Source organism: Microbacterium sp. NPDC055683 (assembly GCF_053617895.1).
In genome coordinates this window covers 1-2,189 of the sequence record NZ_JBSHGQ010000083.1, presented here as the reverse complement: position 1 = coordinate 2,189, position 2,189 = coordinate 1, and the positions used below count along the sequence as shown (strand labels likewise).

At 56.0% G+C, this 2,189-nt stretch carries 2 rRNA genes; both read right to left on the bottom strand.

What is annotated here, in order from left to right:
- Nucleotides 1-2: 2 nt before the first annotated feature.
- Nucleotides 3-119 (bottom strand): 5S ribosomal RNA (gene rrf / locus ACWGPF_RS17515).
- 102 nt (nucleotides 120-221) lie between these two features.
- Nucleotides 222-2,189, bottom strand: a 23S ribosomal RNA gene (locus tag ACWGPF_RS17510); the annotation flags it as partial.

Below are 2,189 nucleotides of genomic sequence, written 5' to 3'. Positions count from 1 at the left end.
AAGTCCGGCGGTGTCCTACTCTCCCACAAGGTCCCCCTTGCAGTACCATCGGCGCTGAGAGGCTTAGCTTCCGGGTTCGGAATGTGACCGGGCGTTTCCCTCTCGCTATGACCGCCGAAACACTTTTCGATGTGTTCGACATCAAGCTTCTCTATGAAACTGTTCTGGTGCCCGTACATCGGGAACCACAAAGTGGACGCGAGCGCTTCGAGGAGCGGTGTGTTATCAAGTCATCGGCTTATTAGTACCAGTCAGCTGCACCCATTGCTGGGCTTCCACGTCTGGCCTATCAACCCAGTAGTCTGCTGGGAGCCTCTCCACCCGAAGGTGATGGAAGTCTCATCTTGAGGCCGGCTTCCCGCTTAGATGCTTTCAGCGGTTATCCATCCCGAACGTAGCCAACCAGCGGTGCCCTTGGCAGGACAACTGGCACACCAGAGGTTCGTCCAACCCGGTCCTCTCGTACTAGGGTCAGATCCTCTCAAACTTCCTACGCGCGCAGCGGATAGGGACCGAACTGTCTCACGACGTTCTAAACCCAGCTCGCGTACCGCTTTAATGGGCGAACAGCCCAACCCTTGGGACCTACTCCAGCCCCAGGATGCGACGAGCCGACATCGAGGTGCCAAACCATGCCGTCGATATGGACTCTTGGGCAAGATCAGCCTGTTATCCCCGAGGTACCTTTTATCCGTTGAGCGACAGCGCTTCCACAAGCCACTGCCGGATCACTAGTCCCGACTTTCGTCCCTGCTCGACCTGTCAGTCTCACAGTCAAGCTCCCTTGTGCACTTACACTCGCCACCTGATTGCCAACCAGGTTGAGGGAACCTTTGGGCGCCTCCGTTACTCTTTGGGAGGCAACCGCCCCAGTTAAACTACCCACCAGGCACTGTCCCTGAACCGGATCACGGTCCGAAGTTAGATATCCAGAGTGACCAGAGTGGTATTTCAACAACGACTCCACGGTAACTGGCGTCACCGCTTCATAGTCTCCCACCTATCCTACACAAGCCACACCGAACACCAATACCAAGCTATAGTAAAGGTCACGGGGTCTTTCCGTCCTGCTGCGCGTAACGAGCATCTTTACTCGTAATGCAATTTCGCCGAGTTCGTGGTTGAGACAGTTGGGAAGTCGTTACGCCATTCGTGCAGGTCGGAACTTACCCGACAAGGAATTTCGCTACCTTAGGATGGTTATAGTTACCACCGCCGTTTACCGGGGCTTAAATTCTCAGCTTCGCCTTGCGGCTAACCGGTCCTCTTAACCTTCCGGCACCGGGCAGGCGTCAGTCCGTATACATCGTCTTGCGACTTCGCACGGACCTGTGTTTTTAATAAACAGTCGCTACCCACTGGTCTCTGCGGCCCACACACGCTCTCGGAGCAAGTCCTAACACGCGCTGGGCCCCCCTTCTCCCGAAGTTACGGGGGCATTTTGCCGAGTTCCTTAACCACGATTATCTCGATCTCCTTAGTATTCTCTACCTGACCACCTGAGTCGGTTTGGGGTACGGGCAGCTAGAACCTCGCGTCGATGCTTTTCTCGGCAGCATAGGATCACCCACTTTTCATCCCCATCACATCTCAGCCACATGAGTCACGGATTTGCCTATGACTCGGCCTACATGCTTGGACCAGGACAACCATCGCCTGGCTTGGGCTACCTTCCTGCGTCACACCTGTTAACACGCTAACCGCACCAGCATGGGGTCACGCGCTCCACCGACCGGTGCCACCCGAAGGTGACGATGATCGGCTTTGGGCGTTTAGCACCACTGGATTAGCTTGGGCGGTTCTTCGCCGGTACGGGAATATCAACCCGTTGTCCATCGACTACGCCTGTCGGCCTCGCCTTAGGTCCCGACTTACCCAGGGAAGATTAGCTTGACCCTGGAACCCTTGGTCTTCCGGAGGACGTGTTTCTCACACGTCATTCGCTACTCATGCCTGCATTCTCACTCGTGTGCCATCCACGGCTGGATCACTCCGCCGCTTCACCCGGCACACGACGCTCTCCTACCCATCAACACGGCTGGACCACGAAGGCCTACCACTAATGTCAATGCCACAACTTCGGTGGCGTGCTTGAGCCCCGTTACATTGTCGGCGCGGAATCACTTGACCAGTGAGCTATTACGCACTCTTTCAAGGGTGGCTGCTTCTAAGCCAACCTCCTGGTTGTC